Raw genomic sequence first — 16,745 nt, 5'->3', positions numbered from 1 at the left:
GCTGCCGCTCCGCGGGGTCGCTGACGAAAAGGCGCCGGTGGCCTACCGAATGACGATGGTCGGCTTGAGGAGGATGTGCCGGTCGTCGCGGGCAATCACGGTGGCGGGCACGGTGGCGGCCGCAGTGGCGGGTGTGGCGACGGGCGAGGTGGAGGATGCGCCACGCCCGCCACCGTCCGAGCCGCTACCGGTATACGCGCCCGCGACTATCTCCGGAGCGCCGGTCGAATGACTGTCGGCGGTCGATGCCGCGCCGCCGCCGTCATTCGTTCCGGTGAAGGCCGCCGCAGGCGCGTCAAGCTGCTCCTGGGTGATGCGGATGATGTGGCGCGCGCTCTCGGTGAGCGGCTGAGCGATGCTGGACAGCCCCATCGAGCGGGAGGAGACCGTGTCGTCGAAACCGGTGATGACGATGTCCGTGTCGTTGGGCAGCGCGGTCGCGGCGCCCACGGCGAGCGTGTCGCTCACGCAAATGATGGCGTCGAGGTCGGGGCGCCGGTCCAGCAGCGCGATGCAGGCGGTCTGTCCTGCGATGATGTCGTTGCTGGCCTCCTCATACAGTTGCCCGAGTTCGTCGCCGCTGACCATCCGCGCGTCGAGCATCGTGTCGCGCCAGCCTTGATAGCGATCCGTGCCGGTGCCCGACACGCCCGGCCAGCCGATGAATCCGATGTGCTTGCGCCCGTGCAGGATGAGATGCCGGGTCATTTCGGCGATGCCGTAATGGCCGTCCACGTCCACCCACGGTGTCGACGGATCGTCCATCGCGCCGCAGCCCCACGGCCGTCCGAACAGGACGAACGGCTGGTGATGCTCGTGCAGCCAGGCCAGTCGCGGGTCGTCGTGCGTGGTGTCGGTCAGGACGAAGGAATCGACGTCGCCACGGGCGGCGAGGGCCGCGAATTGGCGGATCTCGTCCTGCTGCGAGTCGGTTTTGTACAGCAGCACGCGGATGCCATTTGCGTCCGCCTCGGTGACTAGCGCGTGCAGGAACCGGTCGTAGACCTGGGAATAGCTGACCGGCGCGATGCCGATGCCGATGGTGTTGCTGCGTTGGGTGCGCAGACGCCGCGCCGAGGCGTTGGGAGTGTAGTTGAGCCGCGCGATCGACGCCTGAACCACCTTGCGCGTGGCCGGTTTGACGATGGAGGGGTTGTTGATGCAGTTGGATACGGTCTGCGGCGAGACACCGGCGTCCCGGGCGACGTCTTTGATGCTGACCATGGCGTGTCCCTTCATCCGGCGGGCGTCGGTGCCTGCCGTGCGTTGCGGTGATTTGGTTCGTTCTAATGATGGTACCTGAAACATGCTTGAGTTGACAGACTTCGGCGTTGTCGTTTATGATGTAACCACTGATTAGAACGTAACAATTCCGGAAGGCGATGCGCGACGGCGAGCGGTCTTCCGGACTCCCATAAGTCACTGCAGGTCACTACGCGCGGGCGTAATCGGCTCGTAATGACGGCATGGGAATAATTTTGAACGTTCTAATAAAGTGAATACAACTGAATACCGGCGATTGCGGGTCACGGCGGTCGCCCATCACGGTGGCAGAGCGCCAGACAAACGTGCGATTGCATGACCGCGCACACCGCGATGACGATTCAGTGGCAACGTGGCAATGGAGACATGAACGGGCGCCCGCCCGAACAGAAAGGAACTCGACGATGAGGAACAGGAACAAGCTCACGGTACTGACCGCGGCCTCGGTGGCCGTACTGACCCTGCTCGCCGGCTGCGGCGGCGGCAGCGGCTTCGACGACACCGCCAGCTCCGACAACCCCACCAGCGACAGCTCGCAGGAGCTCACCGTGCTGATCGGCTCCTCCGGAGACACCGAGACCAAGGCCGTCAAGGATGCCGTGGCGGCGTGGTCCGAGAAGTCCGGCACCAAGGCGACCGTGCAGGTGGCCAACGATATGGCCCAGCAGCTCTCGCAGGGCTTCGCCGGCGGCGACCCTGCCGACGTGTTCTACCTGGCCCCCGAGCAGCTGGCCGGCTACGCCTCCAACGGCTCGCTGCTGGCCTACGGCGACCAGCTCGAGAACAAGAGCGACTTCTACGACAACCTGTTGCAGACCTTCACCTACGACGGCAAGCTGTACGCGGCCCCGAAGGACGTCTCCACGCTGCAGTTGGTCATCAACACTGACATGTGGTCCGCGGCCGGCCTGACCGACGCCGATTACCCGAAGACCTGGGATGAGCTGGCTGAGGTGGCCAAGAAGCTCACCGCCGACGACCACGTTGGTCTGGCCTTCAACGGCGAGTACGCCCGAGTCGGCGTGTTCCTCAAGCAGGCGGGCGGCGGCCTGGTCTCCGACGACGGCACCAAGGCCATCGCCAGCGATGACGCGAGCGTCCAGGGCCTGACCGAGGTCAAGAACCTGCTCGACACCGGCACGGTCGCCTACGCCGCCGACCTCGGTACCGGTTGGGGCGGCGAGGCCTTCGGCTCCAAGAAGGCCGCCATGACCATCGAAGGCAACTGGATCACCGGCGGCCTCTCCGCCGACTACCCGGACGTCAAGTACAAGGTCGTACCGCTGCCCGAAGGCCCGGCCGGCCAGGGCACCATGCACTTCACCAACGGCTGGGGCATCGCGGCCGACAGCAAGAACCAGAAGGGCGCCATCGATCTGGTCGAATACCTGACCAGCGACGACGTGGTGATGGACTTCGCCAAGGCGTTCGGCATCATGCCCGCCACCAAGACCCTCGCAGACACCTGGAAGGGCGAGTTCCCCGAGCTCGGCGCCTTCATGGACGGTCTCGAGTACTCCGTGACCGTGCCGACCGCCAAGGGCGCGGCCGACGTAATCACCGATCTCAACGCCCAGCTCGAGGGCCTGAAGACCGGCGATCCCAAGGCCATCCTCGACAAGACGCAGACCAACCTCGAGGCCATCCTGAAGTAATCCGCGAGTAGCCCACGTCCCCGGCTTTCCTTTTCTCCGCTTCCGCCAAAGCGGGCGGAGGGAAGAGGGGAAAGCCGGGGACGCCGCAATGGCCAGAGCCAAAACCTAGACCTAGACCAGACGCCAATCAACGAAGGAGTTGAAGCATGTCCGCATCACAGGCAGGACGGCCGCGCAAGGGGAGCGCGCGCAGGATACCCCGCCAGCATATCGACCGTAAAGGCCAGGAGATCTCCGGCTGGCTGTTCTGCCTGCCGATGATCGTGATCCTCGGCGTCTTCCTGTTCGTCCCGATTCTCATGGCCCTGTGGGTGAGCGTGTCCGACTGGACCGGCCGCGGCACCCCGTTCGGCGGCAACGTGAACTTCGTGGGCGCCGAAAACTACGCGGACGTGCTCACCACGCCGGGCCTCGCCCAGAGTGACTTCGGCACGGCGTTGCGCAACAACGCCTGGTACACGCTCATCGTGGTGCCGTTGCAGACGCTGCTTTCGCTGGCGCTCGCGGTGATGCTCAACCGCAAGATCCTCAAGGCGCGCGGATTCTTCCGCACCGCGTTCTACTTCCCCTCGGTCACCAGCTCAGTGGCCATCACCGTGCTGTGGCTCTTCCTGTTCAACGCCGCCGGTCCGATCAACGCCATGCTCAAGTGGTTCGGCGTCAAGGGGCCGAACTGGTTCAACGACCCGCAGGGCATCATCCACATTCTGCTCGGCGCGTTCGGCATCAAGAACGGCCCGGCCGTGCTCACCGAGCACAGCTTCCTCGGCGTGAGCGCCTGGGACTGGCTGGCCGGCCCGTCGGTGGCGATGTTCGCCATCATCCTCATGGTCATCTTCACCACCTCCGGCACCTTCATGCTTATGTTCATCGCCGCGCTGCAGAGCATCGGCGAGGCCACCGAGGAGGCGGCCATCATGGACGGCGCCACCCCGTGGCAGCGGATGTGGCAGGTCACCGTGCCGCAGCTCAAGCCTACGATCTTCACCGTCGTCACGCTCGGCATCATCGGCACCTGGCAGGTGTTCGACCAGATCTACACCGGTACCCAGGGCGGCCCGGCCAAGACCACGCTGACCACCGCGTACCTCTCGTACAGCGCGGCGTTCAACAGTCAGGAGTGGGGCCGTGGCGCCGCGATCTCCTTCATCCTGTTCGTCATCATCATCGTGATGACCTGGATTCAGCGCTGGGTGATGAAGGACAAGAAGATGTCCCGTCGCAGGCGCGCCGACTACGAGGCCATGAAGGCGGAGGCCCGGTCCATGACCAAGGCCGAGATCATGTCGCTGGGCGTGAGCCGCAAGGCCAGGGCCGGGACTGCCGCGACCTCGTCCGCAGGTATCGCCGGCACTGTCGGCACCGGCTCCACCGCAGGTGCCGTTGCCGGGTCCGGTGTTGGCCCCACTGCCGATTCCGCCGCCGCCACCGCCAGCAGCACAGTTGCCGCCACCACAGCCACCACCACAGGAAAGGACCGCTGACATGAACACGGACACCAAGAACGTCTCCTGGTTCAAGCGATTCCGCGACAGCGGCGTCATCCTGTACCTCATCCTCGCCGTGATCGCGCTGATTTACATCATGCCGTTCATCACGCAGGTGGCCACCTCGTTCAAAACCGACGCCGACGCCACGGCCAACCCCGTCTCGCTCGTGCCGGAGATTTGGACGACCGCCGCCTATCGCAAGCTGTTCCTCAACTCCGACTTCCCGGTCTGGTTCAAGAACTCGTTCATCGTGACCATCGTGGTGACGCTGGGCCGCGTGTTCTTCGACTCGCTGGCCGGCTACGCGCTCGCCCGCATCGACTTCCGCGGCCGCAACTTCATCTTCAGCATGCTGCTCGCCGTGATGAGCGTGCCCATGGTGGTGCTGCTCATCCCCAAGTTCCTCATCATCAAGAGCCTGGGCATCTACGACAGCTACGCGGGCATGATTCTGCCGCTGCTCATCGACGCGGCCGGCGTGTTCATCATGAAGAACTTCTTCGAATCGATTCCCCGGTCCGTGGAGGAGCAGGCGATGATCGACCGCGCGGGCACCTTCCGCATCTTCTGGTCGATCGTGCTGCCGATGGCCCGCCCGGCGCTGGTGACCATCTCGATCCTGTCCTTCCAGGGATCGTGGAACGAGCTGTCGCACTTCATCGTCTCCACGCAGTCCTCGTCGCTGACCACGCTGACTAAGGGCGTCGCCTCGCTCGCCAGCGGCCAGCTGTCCGCAGGCAACCAGTACCCGGTCAAGCTCGCGGCGGCCGTCGTGATGACCATCCCCGTGGCCGTGCTGTTCTTCATCTTCCAAAAGCAGATCATGAACAGCTCAGAAGGCTCAGTCAAGGAATAACCCCCCAATTATTCCGGCCGCGCCCGCCACCAATCCCACTTTCGATTTTTGGAGAACAACTATGACCACATCCCAGCAGATCCGCCAGCCGTGGATGCACGACATGCGTCCGATAATCGCCGCGCCCGCCCAGCTGTGGGCCGAGGCCGACGGTACGGTGGACGCCGAGCGCCCCCACGCGGGCGCAGCCAACCTCGCCGGCTACTACGTGGGCGATACCCGCATCTTGTCCCGCATCGTCACGGCCATCGACGGCGAGGTGCCGACGCCGATCGCATGGTCCTCACCGGCCAAGGGCCGCAGTGTCACCTCGCTGGTCGCCCGCAATATCGACGGGCCGACCGTGGACCCGTCCGTGCGCGTGACCGAAACCCGCGAGCTTACGCCCGACGCGCTCGTCGAACGGTTCGAGATCGCCAGCGTGATCGACGAACCCGTCGAGCTCGATCTCGCTGTGACGCTGCGGTTCGATATGGCCACGATGCAGGAGATCAAGGGCGGGTCGCCGTCCGCGGCGGCCGGCAGCGGTCAGGTCGTCCTCGCCGTATCGCATGGCGGCGGCCAGCATGCCGCCAGCGATGATGTCGCCGATGTCGCTGGTGGCGACAATGGCACTAATGGTGCTGAGAACAATGCTGGCGTTGGCGCAACTCCCGCTCCCGCTTCCACCGGTACTATCCCCGGTGCTGCGCATGCGCCTTCCGCGCTCCACGTCACCTACGGCGGCATCACAGTGGATGTGATGCCCGATTCGGCTCTGGCCCCGATCGTCAGCGCGAATGGGCTCAACGGCACGTTCACCTGGCATCTGACCGTGCCGGCGCGCGGCCGGAGCGCCGTGGGCCTCACGATCTCCGTGAGCACCGCAGCCAATGCCGTCACGGCGGCCACCGCCGACTGCCCGTGGAGCGCCGTCACCGTCACCGCCGCGGACAGTCGTGTGGCCGACTGGGTCAACACGTCGCTGCGCGATCTCGCCGGTCTGCGCATGGCCATCCCCGCCCTGCCGCACGACGAGTTCCTCGCCGCCGGCGCGCCCTGGTTCTTCACATTGTTCGGCCGCGACTCGCTGTGGGCCGCCCGGTTCATGCTGCCGCTGACCACGCGCACCGCGATGGGCACGCTGCGCACGCTCGCGCACTTCCAGGCCACCGAATCCGACCCGGAGACCAACGCCGACCCCGGCAAGATTATGCACGAACTGCGTGCGGAACCGCTGGTGCAAAGCGGCGCGTTCGACAACGGCATGCACCTGCCGCCGCTCTATTACGGCACCATCGATGCCACGCCGCTGTGGATTATCCTGCTCGCTGAGGCGCTGCGTTGGGGAGCGCCCGAAGACGAGGTGCGCGCGCTGCTGCCCAACCTCGAGGCCGCGCTCGCATGGCTGCGCGATTGGGGCGATTGCGACGGCGACGGCTTCCTCGAATACATCGACCGCACCGGCCACGGCCTGAGCAATCAGGGCTGGAAGGATTCCGGCGACTCTGTGCGCTGGAATGACGGCAGCATTGCCGAAGGGCCCATCGCCCTGTGCGAGGTGCAGGGATACGCCTATCAGGCCGCCGTGCTCGGCGCCGACCTGCTGGACCGTTTCGGCCGGTCGGGCGCCGACGAATGGCGCGACTGGGCCGCGCAGCTCAAGACCCGCTTCAACGAACAATTCTGGGTGGACGACGGCCGCGGGCGATACCCGGCCATCGCGCTCGACAAGCACAAGCGTCCCGTGGACTCGCTCACGAGCAACATCGGCCATCTGCTCGGCACCGGCATCCTGGATGCGGACGGTGTCGCGGACGTGGTCAAGCGGCTCTCCGGCAGCGACATGCTCTCCGGCTACGGCGTGCGCACGATGAGCGCGCTCGCCGGCGGATACTGGCCGGAAAGCTACCACTGCGGCTCGGTCTGGGCGCACGACAGCGCCATCGTCATGAACGGCCTGCGCGCCGAAGGCTACGAGGCCGAGGCGTTGCGCGTGGCTGAGGGCCTGGTCCGCGCGGCCGATACGTTCGGTTACCAGATTCCGGAGCTGTATTCCGGTGACGAGGGGGAGTCCGGTCCGGCGCCCTACCCGGCCGCGTGCCATCCGCAAGCCTGGTCCGCCGCCTCGTCCGTGTCCGTACTCGCACTATTGCTCGGCTTGGAGCCGGGCGCGGGGACGGAGTCGGGAGCTGCGACCGGCGCCGGTACTCCCGCCGCCTCACCACTCGCCCAAGGCCTGCACATCACCAAAGCCTAAGCTGACCGGCTCAGTTCCAGAAGGCTCCCCTCCTGAGGGGAGCATAGGCAGGATGGAATGGGGCCGAGGGGAACCCTAACAGAAGCCAAACGAAGGCGAGTCCGCAACCTCCTAGCGCCCACAACCCCTACATCGCAAATGGCTCGTAATAGATATCGTCCGCGGCCACGCCATGACTGAACAGGATGGCGCGCACGGCCTCCATCATCGGTTGCGGGCCGGCGATGAGGTAGATGGCGTGCGGTCGAATCATCGGCGCGATAATCGCCTCGTCCGGTCGCTGCGCCATCAGACGGATGCGCGTGGACGGCGTGGTGCGGCCGAACTGTTCGAGCTCGTCGCGGTAGATGAAGTCCCTCTCCGACCGGGCGGTGTATAGGAAGTCGACGGGCCGGGCACCGTCGGCGTACGTGGTGAGCACGCCGAGCAGCGGCGTGATGCCGATGCCGCCGCCGATGAGCACCAGCGGAACCGTGCCATGCGTATTGCCGTGCGTGCGGTCATGCTCCCTGATGAATTCGGCGTACCGGCCGTACGGCGGCACCACGAGCACGACGTCGCCCGGTTTGAGCGAGGCGATGCGTGCGGTGAAATCACCGTCGGCGCGGATGGCGAACGACATCACCGGAGCATCCGGATGCGGCGTGGTGAGGACAGTGCCGTTCGCGGCGGAGGTGTTCGCGGCCATCGGTCCGGGCGTGCGCGCGGCGGCGAACGACGTGCTGTTCGGCGAGGGATAGGCGTTCGTCAGCGAGAACGGGTGGAACTCGTGCATGCCGCGCTTGCCGGGGAAGGCGATGAACGCGAAATCACCGGGATTCCAGCGGATCTGCTCGCGGTCGCCGCTGCCGAACGTCACGCGCAGCTCGGTGACCCTATCGGCGAGCGGACGGACCGACGCCACCCAGCCGCGCAGCGCGAAGGCGCGGCGGTTCACCGAACTCCACACGTAATAGGCGAACACGGCGATGGTCGCGGCGTCGAACAGGAAGATGAACGGCTTGATGGAGGCGATGTAGTCGATGACGTGCACATGGAGCACGATCAGCGCGATGGCCACCAGATTAAGCCGGTGCAGCCAGACGCTCATCTCATGGCGGAACACCCGCTCCAGCCCGCGCTTGATGCGGGCGAGCAGCGGGAACTTGGCGGTGAGCCAGCTGGCCATGAACACCAGTGACCACACCGCCACGGCCATGAATAGGTAGAGGCCCGCATGGCCGGTCAGCCCGATGAGCGCGCCCGCGCCCGGCAGCAGCGACTGATGCAGGAAGGCGAGGATGATGGCCAGAATCGCCAGCACGCCGTGAATCATGTACATGTGCGGCAGACCGACCGTGCGGTCCACCCAGCGCGGGCGGCACGCGAGATAGACGGCGGCCAGCATCCAGGTGTACGCGACGACGCCCAGCTCGGCGCCGAACAACGCATCGCTGTACAGCGAGGGGAACCCGGCGACGAGGGTGGCCAGGAACGGCAGCGGGATGATGAACAGCACCACGGCCCATGCCAAGGCGATGTTCGAGGTTATGCGTTTCATGATTGATGGTCCTTTATCGGTCTTTATCAGTGTGGTGTGGAATCGGAAAGCGGTGATGCGGCCCGCCGACCGGCGGCACGGTCGCAATCGGGCGGGCTGGGTGCGTGGCGGGCGTGTGACGGGCTGTCATGCGATTACACGATGACGGGGTTTCGGTTGCGGGTGCTGGCCGTTAGTCATCGCCGTTATCGTGTGATGGGTGCCGTCGCGCGCTCTTCGGCGGGCTGACCGGGGTTCCGGTGCGCCGGGAGTAGCCGGCCGGCCGATGATTGACGGTCCGGATGGTCATGATAGTCCTGTCTGGCTCGGATGCAGTTCGGTGACGGTGCCATCGGCCCGCACGAACACGGCCATGAGATTGGACTGGGCTGTGGGATGGGGCAGTGTCGCGGGCTTGGCTTGTGCTGTGGACTTGGCATGTGCCGTGGGACTGCCCGCCACGATGTTGCGGAAGGCGGCCTCACCGGCGCTGGCGGCGGCCGTGGCCCACATGTCCGCGAACGTCAGGTGATCATCGATGACGGTGGCCTGTTTGAGGTCGTGTGCGGTGCGGGTGATGTGCTCGCCGCGCTGGCTGGTGCCGGAGGTTGCGATGCCGCCGTTGCGCATGGTGACGGTGCGTAGCGTGCTGCGTGGGTCGTCCGGGTTCTGCACGCCGATGCGCCATGTGAAGTCGCTGTCATCGGCCACGGCGGTCTGGATGTCCCCACCACCGCCCAGCGCGGCCGCGTCACACCGGCCGGAGCGGATGAGCGGCATGAGGAACCGTTCGTGTGCGCGCTCGATGGCCCAACCCTTGACGATGCCGGTCGGGTCGTAGACGCCTGCGTGCATCGGGTCGAAATGGCCGTGGGTGAGCTGCTTGGCCTGTTGGGCCAGCGCGTAGACCTCGGCGAATTCGGATTGCGGCCGGCGGGCGCCGTCGGGGGAGATTGTGGTGCCGTGATGGCGGGTGCCGCGTGTGTCTTGGGTGCCGTGTGCGTTGTGTGTGCCGCGCAGCAGTCCGGACCAATCGCCGCGGCGGGCGGCGCTGACCTGCGAATCATGCCGGAACGGGGAGAACGTGGCGTCCACATGCTGCAGGAACGCGCCGATCTGCGGCGTCACCTCGTCGATGAGCGTGGCGAGGTATGTGGCGTCGCGGCGCTCGCTGACGAGCTGGACGGTGAACGGGATGGTCATCGCGTGGATGACTCGGGCTTGGATGGTTGCCATGATGATGCGGATTGCCGGATTCGTTGGATTCGTGGACGATGCCGGTCGGTTGTTGTCGGGGCTGCTCAGTTGCCGGCGTTCTGCGCCTGATTGATGGCGTCCTGCAGCGAGTTGACGAAGGCCGTGGAGGTCTCGGTGGCTCCGGAGACGAACTGGATGTCCGAACTTTGCGCACTGATTGCGCGGTCGGTGAGTTCCGGGATGGCCTGGGCGTTGACGGACTGCGAGCGGCCGTGGGTCGGTGCCTTTACCGTGGTGATGGTGGTGATTTTGCCGCCTTCCACCTTGACCTGCAGCTGGATTTCGCCATAGGCGTTCGGGCTGGCCACGCTGGTGTAGGTGCCGTCCTTGAGGGTGTTGCCGGTGTTGTTGTTGGCGTCTGCGTCGGTGTCTGCGGAGCTACTTGACGAATCGGCGGAATCCGAGCTCGTGCCGGCGTTTGAGCTGTCGCCTGAGCCGGAATCGGTGCCGGTGCTGCCGGAGTTGCCGGAGGCGCTGCCCGATTCATTGCCGCCGGAAGCCGATGCGTCGTTGCCGCTGGCCAGAGACAGTCCGCTACCGGAGGCCGCTTGCTGCGCCAGATGCGGTTTGACGAACAGCAGGAATGCGTCGCCGATGATGGCCAGTCCCGCCACCGCGGCGATGACCGCACGAGTGATTGTTTTCATGGTTGTCCCCTCGATATACCTGAAATATCTGATGTGAAGTATTTGAAATCGTGCCGCCGAAACACCGCACGGCGTTGAAGAAACCTCTGATACCCCGAGCCTAACCGGCCCAGTCTGACGTGCTCGTTAATGCTGGCTGAAAGTCCGCTGAAAACCGGCGGTTTTGTGATGAAGCTCTCATTGATGCCATGGCCTATCTGGGAATCGAGTGACTATTGTCCGTCTGTTATCCGTCTGTTGTCCGTTGCATGTCGCATCTGACTGCGGCATGCGGCACACCGCATCGGAATGCCGCATGCCGCAAGTGAGACTGTTGCCGCTACGCGGGATTCGGTGTCGCCTGCTGGTTGGGTTCCGATCCGAGCCGGTGCCGGTGCCGCTGTGCGGGTTGCGGTGTTGCTGTGCGGGTTGCGGTGTTGCGGTGTGGCGGTGTGGCGGTGTGGCGGTGCCGATTCGTTTGGTGCTGGTTCATGTTGGTGGGGGATTGCTTACCGTCGTCGCCGTGCCATTACTTGGCTCCGCGATGACGATTGCGGGCCTTACCGTCGCTGCGAAGCCAAGCACTGGCGAATTTCCAACGCTGGGAGGCTTCTCAGCGTCGGAACTCTGCCAACGACTGGCCGCGTGGCGACGCTGAATGTCATTCGGCGTTGCTGACGGGCCATGAAGTGGCCGCGCGGTGACGCTGAGCATTAGTGGCATCGCTGGCGAGCCAACGACTGGCCGCGTGGCGACGTGAAGAGAAAGGGATACGCGTGGGGCCCGGACTAGAAGGGCATGATCAAGCGCATATCCCACATCGCAAGGTCGAAAACCGTATCAAGAAGTAAGAAAAGCGCCGAACCGCGAAAGCGCCTGTCGGCGCAAGGGCCGCTCGCAGCGGCAATAAATGGAGCCCGGGGCTTAAGCACGGTCCGACGCGACTCACCAGTATAGCGGCTGCCTCTTCGGGGCTCGCCGGGCAAGGATGGCATCGAAACTCGACGGTCTGATGTCGGATCGTGATGGGAGTTCGGCTCGCCGGCCATGAATAGTTGCGACTTCTGACTGATGATTGGGACATTCTAGAGGGCTATACGGGCCGTACGTTCCTCGCCGCTGCCTGTCTGGGTCGGATTCCAGCAGGAAAATGGTCCAGAACACAGCATTCTCGCGAGCTTTGCTTCCGGAGGACCCGCCGTGCTGTCTGTGCGCCAGTGGTGGACGGCGGATTGTAGGCGGCAGTAGGCGGGAATGTACGGGAATGTATAGGAAATCCGCCGACAGATCAGCGGGATTGGTCCGCCAGTCGCAACCGTTACTCCAGCTTGCCCCGGCGCCACAGATTTGCCCCGTGCTCGAACGCGCGGGCGGTGGACATGAGGTTCGCGCCGGTGTGCAACAGCTTGGCGGCCTGGGCGCGCGCGGCCTTTTCATCGGCCGGCGAGACCCCGCCATTCGCCGTGGACCGCTCGACAACCCGTCGTGCCTCCACGCGCAGGCCCAACGCCACCACATCGGTGAACGCCGCTGCGCGCTCCATCGCCACCGCGAAGTCGCCCACGAACGCGCCTGACAGAATCGAATCGGCCAGACGAGCGATGTCATCCTCGGTAGGCGCCTGATCGACGCCGGCGATGGCGGAGGCCGTGGTGGCCACCGGTTCGCCCACGCGCCACAGCCGTGCGATGGCGTCACGGTTCAACCTCATCCACGTACGCAGCATGTACAGCCGCCACAGCACGCCGGGCAGCGAATCCGGCTCGGCGTCGCTCCATAATTCGGCGATCTCATCCACGCCGACCGTCTCCACCAACGTCAGCACCCGTCGTACCACTTCCGGGTCCTCGCTGTGCCGCACGCGGTCCAGCAGGGCCGCGGCCGAAAGATGACTCATCTCGCTGATGGCCTGCGGGTCCATGCCGCCGGCCAACCCGTCGGCCACTGCCGGATCGAGCTGGGCCGGCCGCGACGGGCGCATCGAGCCCATGCGCGCCGGGCTGAACGCGGCGCCGGCGGAGCGCAATGAGCCGAACCCCGGACCGAGTCCGGAGCCATGCGAGGCGTGGGCTGCGGCCGCGGCGGCCGAGGAATTGGAGGAATCGGGGAAAGCCGGTCTAGTAGACAAGTGGATGAACCTTCTGGATGTCGATGATCTTCGGGCCGTCCGGCGTGGGGATGACGAACAGTGCCAGCGCCGTGCCGGTCGGCATGTATGGGGTTTTGGCGATCAGGCGTTTGCCCAGCGCGGGCGAGGCGCACAAGGACCGCAGATGCTCGAACATACCACCAATCACCGGCCGATGCATGCAGATAGCGGTCGGTTCGCGCCGCTCGAGCATGTAGGTGATCTCGCCGAACAGGCAATCCCATGCCGCGTCGGGGTTCTGCGCGAACGAGTCCTCGGTGAGCTGGTCGAGGGTGATCATGGGTCGGCCGGTCTGCCAGGAGAACGTCTGCAATGTCTCCATGCAGCGAATCCACGGCGAGGTGGTCAGGCGCACGGGGTTGAAGCAGGCGAGCTCATAGTTGAGCGCGAAGGCCGCCGCGGCCCCGCGCGGCGTGATCGGGCGGTTGGCATCCGTGCCCTTCCACAGCTTCCGGGCCTCGGCCTTGCCGTGCCGCACGAGGAGGAACGGCAAGGCGTCCAACGCCCCCTCCTCGACGCGATCCACGAACAGGGCCAGGATGTCGCGGTCCGTGGAATGGGTGAGCTTCCTGCGCGCCTCGGCCGGGGTGAGCCAGACAAGCTCGTCGATCTCGCCGACGTCGGCCCGATGCACCGGACCAAACGCCTGCGTGCGCTTGAGGTTATCAATCGGACTGATGGCCGTGGCCATCCAAAACTGCACACGCTTGGTGTCCGAGCTCAGATCCTTGGTATGACGCTGTTTGCTGCCTTCCTCGGCCTGTGGATACTCCACGTCGCCCAGATAGGGGCCGAGCGCCACCGGCAGGCCGGTCTCCTCGCCGATCTCGCGTACCGCGGCGTGTCGCGCGGATTCGTTCGGGTCGAGTTTGCCCTTCGGCCAGCTCCAGTCGTCGTATTTCGGCCGATGCACGATGCACAGTTCGATGTGGTTCAGTACGTTGTCGGCTGCTTCGGTGCAGCCGTGCGAGGGGGAAGCCGTGCCGGAGGGGGAGGTCGGCGTGACGTCGTGGGGTGCGAAGGTGTTGGTGGCAGTGGGGTTCGTGTGGGTGGCGGATGCGTTGGAGGGGGTGTTCGGGGTGTTGGAGGGGGATTGGGAATCGAGATGGCTGTTCCATTGTGCGTTTCGGCCGTCGTCGGCCTTCCGCCGGTACAGCAGGCCGCCGGCGGCTTCTATGACATGTCTCATGTGTTGACTACCCATCACTGGTCATTGTAGGGCAAAACCCACTGCCGCTACGTAGTTTCATTCCTGAAAACGACGATGCCCGGCCCCGCGGTTGGGCGGGAGACCGGGCATCATCATGTTTCTGTCCGTTACCACTGTAGCAGTGTTCGCTCGTGAGCGTTCACATGGTCGGTAGCCGGCTGAGTCGCGTCGATCAGTTGTGCGAGCTGGGGCGACGCTGGTGCTTGCGGATCAGGTACTCCTGGCTGTCCACCAGCGGACGGCCTTCGTCGTCCTTGGTGTGCAGCACGTAGGTGCCGTCCGGCTGCATGTGCCAGCTCACGGTGGAGTCGGCCATCTGCAGATCCACATACTTGATGAGCTCGTCGATCTGCTCCGGGGCGGTCACGCGCACCAGAGCCTCGACACGACGGTCAAGGTTGCGGTGCATGAGGTCGGCGGAACCGATGTAGACCTCGGGGCCGGAGGCCGGGCCCTCGCCGATCTGCGGGCCGTCCGCGTTGCAGAAGGCGTAGATGCGGGAGTGCTCGAGGAAGCGGCCGAGGATCGAACGCACGCGGATGTTCTCCGACAGACCCGGCACGCCCGGCTTCAGGGCGCAGATGCCGCGCTCGACGATGTCGATCTTCACGCCGGCCTGAGAAGCGCGGTACAGGGCGTCGATCGTCTTCTCATCCACAATGGAGTTGGCCTTGATCTTGATCCAGGCCTCCTTGCCGGCGCGGGCGGCGTCCTCCTCGCGGCGGATGCGCTGGATGAGGCCGGAGCGCACGGTGCGCGGCGCCACGAGCAGACGGTGGAAGCTGGACTTCGGCGCGTAGCCCGACAGCTGGTTGAACAGGCGGGTGAGGTCCTGGCCGACCACCGGGTCGCAGGTGAGCAGACCGAGGTCGGTGTAGACGCGGGCGGTCTTCGGGTTGTAGTTACCGGTGCCCACATGGCAGTAGCGACGCAGGCCGTCGGCCTCCTGACGCACCACCTCGATGAGCTTGCAGTGGGTCTTGAGGCCCACGATGCCGTACACCACATGCACGCCGGCGCGCTCGAGCTTACGGGCCCAGGCGATGTTGGCGTCCTCGTCGAAGCGGGCCTTGATCTCCACCAGGGCCAGCACCTGCTTGCCCGCGTGGGCGGCGTCGATCAGTGCGTCGATGATCGGCGAGTTGGAGCTGGTTCGGTAGAGCGTCTGCTTGATGGCCAGAACCTTAGGATCCGCAGCAGCCTGTGCCAGAAAGGCCTGGACGGAGGTGGAGAAGGAGTCGTAGGGGTGGTGCAGCAGGATGTCTCGCTCGCGGATCGCGGCGAAGATATCCTGTGCGCGGCTCGACTCGACCTCGGCGATCTGACGGTTCGTGGTCGGCACGAACGGGCGGAACTTGAGGTCCGGACGGTCAACGCCGCCGAGCTCGAAGAGCACGGTCATGTCCAGCGGGCTGGGCAGGCGGTAGACCTCGTCCTGGCTGACGCCGAGCTGGTCGGCGAGCAGCTGGGAGAGGAACGGGCTGGTGGAGTCGGTGATCTCGAGGCGGATCGGCGGTCCGAAGCGACGGCGCAGCAGTTCCTTCTCCATGGCGTTGAGCAGGTTCTCGGCGTCATCCTCTTCGACGTCGATGTCCTCGTTACGGGTCACGCGGAAGGAGCGGGCCTCCTTGATGATCATGCCCGGGAACAGGGATTCGAGGTGAGCGGCGATGAGCTTCTCCATGGTGATGAAGCCGTAGCGCTCGTCCTTGGACTCCTCGTCGGTCATGTCGTCCACAGGCACCAGACGCGGCAGGTTGCCAGGGATCTTGACGCGGGCGAAGTGTGACTTGCCGGAGGACGGGTTCTCGACGATCACGGCGAGGTTGATGGAACCGCCGGAGATGTACGGGAACGGGTGGGCCGGGTCCACCGCGAGCGGGGTCAGGACCGGGAAGACCTGCTGGCGGTAGTAGCGGGACAGACGCTCCTGCTCGGCGGAGGTGAGCTTGTCCCACGGCAGCAGGACGATGTGCTCCTTCTCCAGCTCCGGCAGGATGGTGTCGATCACGTAGTGGGCGTGCTCGTCCTGCAGGCGGTGCGCGGTCTCGCTGATGGCGCGCAGCTGCTGGCGCGGGCTCAGGCCGGCCGCGGACGGCACGGCGATGCCGGAGTCGATACGGCGCTTCAGGCCGGCGACGCGGACCATGAAGAACTCGTCCAGATTCGACGCGAAGATCGCGGCGAAGGTGGCGCGTTCCAGCAACGGGGTGTCCTCGTTCTCCGCCATCTCGAGCACGCGCTGGTTGAACTTGAGCCAGCTCAGCTCACGGTCGAAGAAACGATCCTTGGGCAGCGGCGCCTCGCCCTCTTGATCGACGCGGCGGTCGTTCTTGTCGGTTTCGGCAATGTGCTCTGCGATTTGACTGCGCAGAATTGCCTTTGATGGTGCATCGAATATCTGTGCCATAGTTTATATCGTAGGCTTTGGCGTGGCCGGTGGCCGGGGTGACGCACGAGAATTCAACGGCCGTTCATATT

11 protein-coding genes are annotated in these 16,745 nt (G+C 65.2%); 4 read left to right on the top strand and 7 right to left on the bottom strand.

What is annotated here, in order from left to right; genetic code table 11:
* Window positions 1–42 precede the first annotated feature (42 nt).
* Window positions 43–1,224, bottom strand: coding sequence for a LacI family DNA-binding transcriptional regulator (locus tag BMYO_RS05710; RefSeq protein WP_094667555.1), 1,182 nt, complete (start codon window positions 1,222–1,224; stop codon window positions 43–45).
* A gap of 443 nt (window positions 1,225–1,667) precedes the next feature.
* On the opposite strand from BMYO_RS05710, the gene BMYO_RS05705 reads away from it, so the two are divergent.
* The 4 genes from BMYO_RS05705 to BMYO_RS05690 all read left to right on the top strand — a co-directional run bounded on the left by BMYO_RS05705 (window position 1,668) and on the right by BMYO_RS05690 (window position 7,503).
* On the top strand, window positions 1,668–2,918 hold the full coding sequence (locus tag BMYO_RS05705; protein ID WP_094667554.1) for a sugar ABC transporter substrate-binding protein: 1,251 nt from the start codon (window positions 1,668–1,670) through the stop codon (window positions 2,916–2,918).
* Window positions 2,919–3,064: 146 nt separating this feature from the next.
* Window positions 3,065–4,402 (top strand): carbohydrate ABC transporter permease, encoded by a 1,338-nt coding sequence (locus BMYO_RS05700; protein ID WP_094667553.1) that lies wholly within the window; start codon window positions 3,065–3,067, stop codon window positions 4,400–4,402.
* A gap of 1 nt (window position 4,403) precedes the next feature.
* On the top strand, window positions 4,404–5,264 hold the full coding sequence (locus BMYO_RS05695; RefSeq protein ID WP_094667552.1) for a carbohydrate ABC transporter permease: 861 nt from the start codon (window positions 4,404–4,406) through the stop codon (window positions 5,262–5,264).
* A 61-nt stretch (window positions 5,265–5,325) separates the two neighbouring features.
* Window positions 5,326–7,503: a glycogen debranching N-terminal domain-containing protein gene (locus BMYO_RS05690; RefSeq protein WP_143249122.1), complete on the top strand. Its 2,178-nt coding sequence runs from the start codon at window positions 5,326–5,328 to the stop codon at window positions 7,501–7,503.
* A gap of 127 nt (window positions 7,504–7,630) precedes the next feature.
* Here BMYO_RS05690 and BMYO_RS05685 read toward each other — a convergent pair whose 3' ends face one another.
* The 6 genes from BMYO_RS05685 to BMYO_RS05660 form a co-directional block, all read right to left on the bottom strand.
* Window positions 7,631–9,043 carry a ferric reductase-like transmembrane domain-containing protein gene (locus BMYO_RS05685; RefSeq protein WP_094667551.1) on the bottom strand — a complete coding sequence of 471 codons (1,413 nt, stop codon included), beginning with the start codon at window positions 9,041–9,043 and terminating at the stop codon, window positions 7,631–7,633.
* Between the two features lie 285 nt (window positions 9,044–9,328).
* Window positions 9,329–10,258, bottom strand: a complete 930-nt coding sequence (locus BMYO_RS05680; RefSeq protein WP_094667550.1) for an FAD:protein FMN transferase — start codon at window positions 10,256–10,258, stop codon at window positions 9,329–9,331.
* A gap of 65 nt (window positions 10,259–10,323) precedes the next feature.
* Window positions 10,324–10,926 carry an FMN-binding protein gene (locus BMYO_RS05675; RefSeq protein WP_094667549.1) on the bottom strand — a complete coding sequence of 201 codons (603 nt, stop codon included), beginning with the start codon at window positions 10,924–10,926 and terminating at the stop codon, window positions 10,324–10,326.
* Window positions 10,927–12,223: 1,297 nt separating this feature from the next.
* Window positions 12,224–13,033, bottom strand: a complete 810-nt coding sequence (locus BMYO_RS05670) for a hypothetical protein (RefSeq protein WP_094667548.1) — start codon at window positions 13,031–13,033, stop codon at window positions 12,224–12,226.
* Window positions 13,023–14,243 carry an NUDIX hydrolase gene (locus BMYO_RS05665; protein ID WP_169834064.1) on the bottom strand — a complete coding sequence of 407 codons (1,221 nt, stop codon included), beginning with the start codon at window positions 14,241–14,243 and terminating at the stop codon, window positions 13,023–13,025. The genes BMYO_RS05670 and BMYO_RS05665 overlap by 11 nt, the downstream gene beginning before the upstream one ends.
* Before the next feature lie 193 nt (window positions 14,244–14,436).
* Complete coding sequence (locus BMYO_RS05660) at window positions 14,437–16,674, bottom strand: RNA degradosome polyphosphate kinase (protein WP_094667546.1); 2,238 nt, start codon at window positions 16,672–16,674, stop codon at window positions 14,437–14,439.
* Window positions 16,675–16,745: the final 71 nt, after the last annotated feature.

The sequence above is a fragment of the Bifidobacterium myosotis genome, assembly GCF_002259745.1.
Classification (GTDB): domain Bacteria; phylum Actinomycetota; class Actinomycetes; order Actinomycetales; family Bifidobacteriaceae; genus Bifidobacterium; species Bifidobacterium myosotis.
Note: the sequence above shows the minus strand (reverse complement) of the source record. Positions and strands in the feature narration are given on the sequence as shown.

Excerpts from the sequence above, each read along its gene's own strand:
- BMYO_RS05675 (WP_094667549.1), bottom strand. The coding sequence starts at position 10,926 with ATGAAAACAATCACTCGTGCGGTCATCGCCGCGGTGGCGGGACTGGCC.
- BMYO_RS05680 (WP_094667550.1), bottom strand. The coding sequence starts at position 10,258 with ATGGCAACCATCCAAGCCCGAGTCATCCACGCGATGACCATCCCGTTC.
- BMYO_RS05695 (WP_094667552.1), top strand. The coding sequence starts at position 4,404 with ATGAACACGGACACCAAGAACGTCTCCTGGTTCAAGCGATTCCGCGAC.
- BMYO_RS05705 (WP_094667554.1), top strand. The coding sequence starts at position 1,668 with ATGAGGAACAGGAACAAGCTCACGGTACTGACCGCGGCCTCGGTGGCC.
- BMYO_RS05685 (WP_094667551.1), bottom strand. The coding sequence starts at position 9,043 with ATGAAACGCATAACCTCGAACATCGCCTTGGCATGGGCCGTGGTGCTG.
- BMYO_RS05710 (WP_094667555.1), bottom strand. The coding sequence starts at position 1,224 with ATGGTCAGCATCAAAGACGTCGCCCGGGACGCCGGTGTCTCGCCGCAG.
- BMYO_RS05700 (WP_094667553.1), top strand. The coding sequence starts at position 3,065 with ATGTCCGCATCACAGGCAGGACGGCCGCGCAAGGGGAGCGCGCGCAGG.
- BMYO_RS05690 (WP_143249122.1), top strand. The coding sequence starts at position 5,326 with ATGACCACATCCCAGCAGATCCGCCAGCCGTGGATGCACGACATGCGT.
- BMYO_RS05665 (WP_169834064.1), bottom strand. The coding sequence starts at position 14,243 with ATGAGACATGTCATAGAAGCCGCCGGCGGCCTGCTGTACCGGCGGAAG.
- BMYO_RS05660 (WP_094667546.1), bottom strand. The coding sequence starts at position 16,674 with ATGGCACAGATATTCGATGCACCATCAAAGGCAATTCTGCGCAGTCAA.